This is a genomic window from Streptomyces sp. NPDC054847 (assembly GCF_053610925.1).
This window is the reverse complement of sequence record NZ_JBSGZJ010000540.1, coordinates 1-4,475: the sequence shown is the minus strand read 5'-3', so window position 1 is coordinate 4,475 and position 4,475 is coordinate 1. Positions and strand designations below refer to the sequence as shown.

Here is a 4,475-nt window from a genome sequence, read left to right as displayed (position 1 = left end):
GTGGTGCGCGGGGCCGGCCGGTCACCGGCGCGGTGGGCGTGCCGCGGGCCGGTCACCGGTGGGCGGGGCCGGCCCGGGGGCGCGGGGGTCGGGTGGCGTGGCGCGGCACCGGGGTGTGCGGGGCCGGGGCTGCTGGGCGGAGGGTCGGGGCTGGGGGTCAGGGGGTGGGTGGGGTGGGGGGTCCGAGGTGGACGGGCAGGGTGCGGTAGCCGCTGATGATGAACGATTCCAGGGGTTGCAGTTCGGTGACGGGGCGGGCCAGGCGTATGCGGGGGAAGCGGGTGAAGAGCGCGGACAGGGCGATGGTGGCCTCCAGCCGGGCGAGCGGGGCGCCCAGGCAGTAGTGGACGCCGTGGCCGAAGGCGACGCTCTCGCCGTGCGGGCGCAGCAGGTCGAAGGTGTCGGCGTCCTTGCCGTGCCGGGCGGGGTCGAGGCCCGCGGCGGCGAAGGACACGATGATCACGTCGCCCTTGCGGATCAGGACGCCGTCCAGGTCGATGTCCTCGACGGCGAACCGCAGGGGGATGTAGGCGGCGGGGTTGTGGGTGCGCAGGGTCTCGGCGATCACGTCGGGCCAGTCGGCGCGGCCGGTGCGCAGGTGTTCCAGCTGGCCGGGCAGGGAGAGCAGGGCGGCGACCGCGTTGCTGATCAGGTTGCTGGTGGTCTCCTGCCCGGCGCCGATCATCAGGTTCAGGGTCGAGATGAGTTCTTGTTCGCTCAGCCGTTCACCGCCGTCGCGGGCGGCGATCAGGGCGGAGGTCAGGTCCGGGCCGGGCTCGGCGCGCCGGGCGGCGACCAGACGGGCCAGCAGCTCGGTCACCCTGTCCTGGGCCCTGGCCATCTCGTCGGCCGGGACCGAGGTGCCCAAGGTCGTGTCGATCGCCGCGCACAGGGCCTGCCGGTCGGGTCCCTCGACGCCGAACAGTTCACAGATCACCCGCATCGGCAGCAGCTTCGCGAACGCCGTCCGCAGATCCACCACCCCCTCCCCCGCCACCCCGCCCGCACCCGCACCCGCACCGGGGCCGGCGGCGGGGGTCAACGCGTCCAGCAGGGCGGCCGTGATCCGCTCGATCCGCGGCGCCAGTTCACGGCTGCGGCGCGCGGTGAACGCCCCCGCCACCAGCCGCCGCAGCCGGGTGTGTTCCTCCCCGTAGGCGAACAGCATCGTGGGCGCCGACACCCAGTGATACAGCGGCCACTGCGGCGTGATCCGCCCCTCGACGAACGCCGGCCAGTGCCGGCCGGCGTCCTTGGAGACCCGTCTGTCCGTCAGCAGCCGCTTGAGCGGCTCGTGTCCGGTCACCGCCCACGCCCGGACCCCGCCCGGCAGCACCACCCGCGCCGCCGGCCCCCGCTCCCGCAGCAACGCCGCCTCCCCCGCAAGATCACGCCCCGTCACATCCAGCGCATACGGACACCCCGTCCCGTCCGCACCCGCCCCCGCATCCACACCCGTCTCCGCACCCGTCTCCGCACCCGCGTCCATGTCCGACTCCCCTTTTTCCGTCCAGGCTTCTTCGGGCCGCGCCCACGGCGCGCACCGCCACCCTGCCCACCCCCACACCCCCGCACCCCCGCACCCGCCCCCGGGCCCCGAAGCCACCAGAGACCAACCACACGAACCAGGACCGGCCGGACACCACCAGCCCCACCGCCGCCCGGCGACCGGGCGCGCCCCGCGGGCCACGGTGGGCGCGGGCCCGCGGGCCGGCGGGGGCGGGCCGGGCGCGCAGCACGGGCCACGGACCGGCAGGCGCGAGCCGGGGGCTGCCCGGCACAGTACGGCGGCCGACGGCCCGACGACGCGCTGCGGGACGGAGGAGGGCACCCGGTCGGTACGGCGGCCGGGCCGGGAAGGGCCCGCCGGCCGCCAGGACCGGGCAGCCGCTCGAGCGCGACTGCGGCAGGCACGGCCCCCGGGGGCGGAAGCGGGCGCGGCCGCAGGACTGCGCTTGCGGAACGGGGCGGGGTGATTGGTGGGTGCCGGCGCGGCGATCGGAGGGTGCCCGCACGCCCGGTCAGGGCAGGCAACGGCCCGAGCCCGGCCTCGGCCGGCACAACCGCGCCGGGCGCGACTGCCGGGCGGACGCAACAGCGACTGCACGGAGGCGAACGTGCGGGGGCGAGAACCGTAGGGCGGAGGTGGGCGGCTGGAGGGTGCAACCGCCGGGAGGCGGTGGCCCAGGCGCGGAACCCGGGGGGCAGACTGCCGCCGCCCAAAGCCGGGACGGCCCGACAGCGAACCGCGAGACCGGGAGCGGCTGGAAGGAGCCCGCCCCCGGTGGTGGCAGGAGGCCCGCACGCACCCGGCCAGAGCCGGGCACAGCCACCCGAGCACGGCCGCAGCTGGCACGACTGCCGGGCGGACACGACGGTGAACTACGGCCCGAAAACGGGGCGGCAGGCACGACCGCGGCGGGTACGACAGCGCGACGGCGAACCGCGGAGCGGACACGACAGTGAACCGGAGGCCGGAGGTGGGCGGTTGGAGAGTGCCCGCACGTCCGGCCGGGGGCGGTGGCCAAGGCGCGGGCCGGCGGCGGGCCGAGGACACCCAAGGCCGGGACGACGACCCGACAGCGAACCGCGAGACCGGGAGGCGGCTGGAGGGAGCCCGCCCCCGGTGGTGGGAGGAGACCCGCACTCCCCCGGCCAGAGCCGGGCACAGCCACCCGAGCACGGCCGCAGCTGGCACGACTGCGGGGCCGGACACGACAGTGAACTACGGGCCACCAGCGGGCGGTTGGAGAGTGCCCCCGCCCGCCCGGCGCCGGTGGTCCGAGCGCGGCACGGACCGCGGTCGCCGTGGGGCGCGACGGCGGGCACGACTGCGGCCTTCACCTCCGCGGCCTGGCTCTACGAGACCGGCTTCAACCACTTCTCCCGCGGCAAGGAAAGGGGACGGCTCCCGGCGCCCTACCTCCAGTGCCACTGCCGGTGCGACAGCCCGACGGTGAACTACGGGCCGGCAGCCGGCGATTGGAGAGTGTCCCGCACGCCCGGTCGGCGCCGGAGGTCCGAGCGCGGCACGGACCGCGGTCGCCCGTGGGGCGCGACGGCGGGCACGACTGCGGCAGCCGCCGAACAGCGCGGCGGCGAACGGGACGGCGGGGGCAGCGGCGCGGCTGCGGGGCGGCGAACTGCGGGACGGAGGCGGGTGGTCGGGGAATGCCCCGCAACCCCCGGCCGGGACCGGCGGCCCGGACACAGGCCGCGCGGGCCGGGCGCGGGCCGGGCGCGGGCCGAAGAACGGCCCGTGGGTGGTGCCGGTGGCGCACGGCCGGGAAGGGGGGCAGAAAAAAGGGGGGGTCAGTGGGCGGCGGGCTCCGGCGCGGCGTCGCGGCGGCGGAGGGCCTCCTCGTAGGCGTGCAGCCCGCGGCCGGGAGAGAAGTCCAGGCGTACCAGCACCCCGGGCACGGCGATCGCCGTCATCAGGAACCGGTACAGATCCGCGACCCGCTCGGTCATGTCCTGCCGGCCGGTCATGATGTTCGACAGCACCTGCACCCCGGTGAACGCGCCCACGAACGTCTTGGACGCCCCCACCAGATCCACGTGCGGCAGGATCTCCCCCGCCGCCTGCGCCTGCTCGAACAGCACCTGCGTCTGCTCCATCCACGCCTGCATCGGCACCCGCCGGTCCAGCCCGTCACGCAGCGCACCCTGCTCCACCGTCAGCCGCACACTGCCCCGCACGATCGGGTCCCCGGTGTCCCGGCGCAGCAGATGCGCCAGCAGCAACGCCCGGTCCACCGCCGTCTGCAGCATCAGCTCGCCCTCCGGCAGATCCGGCAGCGCATGCACCTGCTCCGCCAGCACCCCCTGCGCCAGCTCCTCCTTGGAGGCGAAATGAAAATACAGCGCCCCCTTCGTCAGACCCGACCGCTTCAGGATCTCGGAAATGGTCGCCGCCTCGTAACCGACCTCGTCGAACACCTCGGCCGCCGCCACCAAAATCGCCCGCCGCGTCCTCACGGCCCGCTCCTGCCGCGCCATCACCACCACCTCCGACATCCCCGCACCAACGAAAAGAAACCGGCGGGTTCGTATCTTAGCAGCCCAGCGGCCTGCGGACAGCCCGCGAGCACACCCCGGACCCGTCACCGCACACCGGCCCGTAAACAACAGGTAACCAAACCACCATGCCGGTTTTGCTTGAGGGGCCCAAAGGTCCCTTTCAAGCGGAATGATCGCGTCCGACCAGCAACGGAACCCGGCATATGCCGTCCCCGCCACCCTCAGTTGTGACGCACGTCACCGCGAAACCCTCACAACGCCTTGAAAACAAAACCGGTGGGTACGTATCTTTGGGGCCCTGCGCTTCCCATACCACCGGACGACCCCTATCCCGCGGGAGAGGCCATGACCCTGCTGACCCCGGGCCCCCCCCCCCCCCCCCCCCCCCCCCCCCCCCCCCCCCCCCCCCCCCCCCCCCCCCCCCCCCCCCCCCCCCCCCCCCCCCCCCCCCCCCC

2 protein-coding genes are annotated in these 4,475 nt (G+C 75.3%); both read right to left on the bottom strand.

Translation table 11 applies throughout. The annotated features are described in order from the left end of the window. Positions 1–157: 157 nt before the first annotated feature. Entirely contained in the window at positions 158–1,489 is a 1,332-nt protein-coding gene (locus ACWGH4_RS31915) for a cytochrome P450 family protein (RefSeq protein ID WP_453467018.1), read from the bottom strand. A 1,823-nt stretch (positions 1,490–3,312) separates the two neighbouring features. Beyond that, positions 3,313–3,999: a ScbR family autoregulator-binding transcription factor gene (locus ACWGH4_RS31910; RefSeq protein ID WP_441262611.1), complete on the bottom strand. Its 687-nt coding sequence runs from the start codon at positions 3,997–3,999 to the stop codon at positions 3,313–3,315. Positions 4,000–4,475: the final 476 nt, after the last annotated feature.

What these genes read in the sequence shown, in the direction of transcription:
- ACWGH4_RS31915 (WP_453467018.1), bottom strand. Translation starts at nt 1,489, where the DNA reads ATGGACGCGGGTGCGGAGACGGGTGCGGAGACGGGTGTGGATGCGGGG.
- ACWGH4_RS31910 (WP_441262611.1), bottom strand. Translation starts at nt 3,999, where the DNA reads ATGGCGCGGCAGGAGCGGGCCGTGAGGACGCGGCGGGCGATTTTGGTG.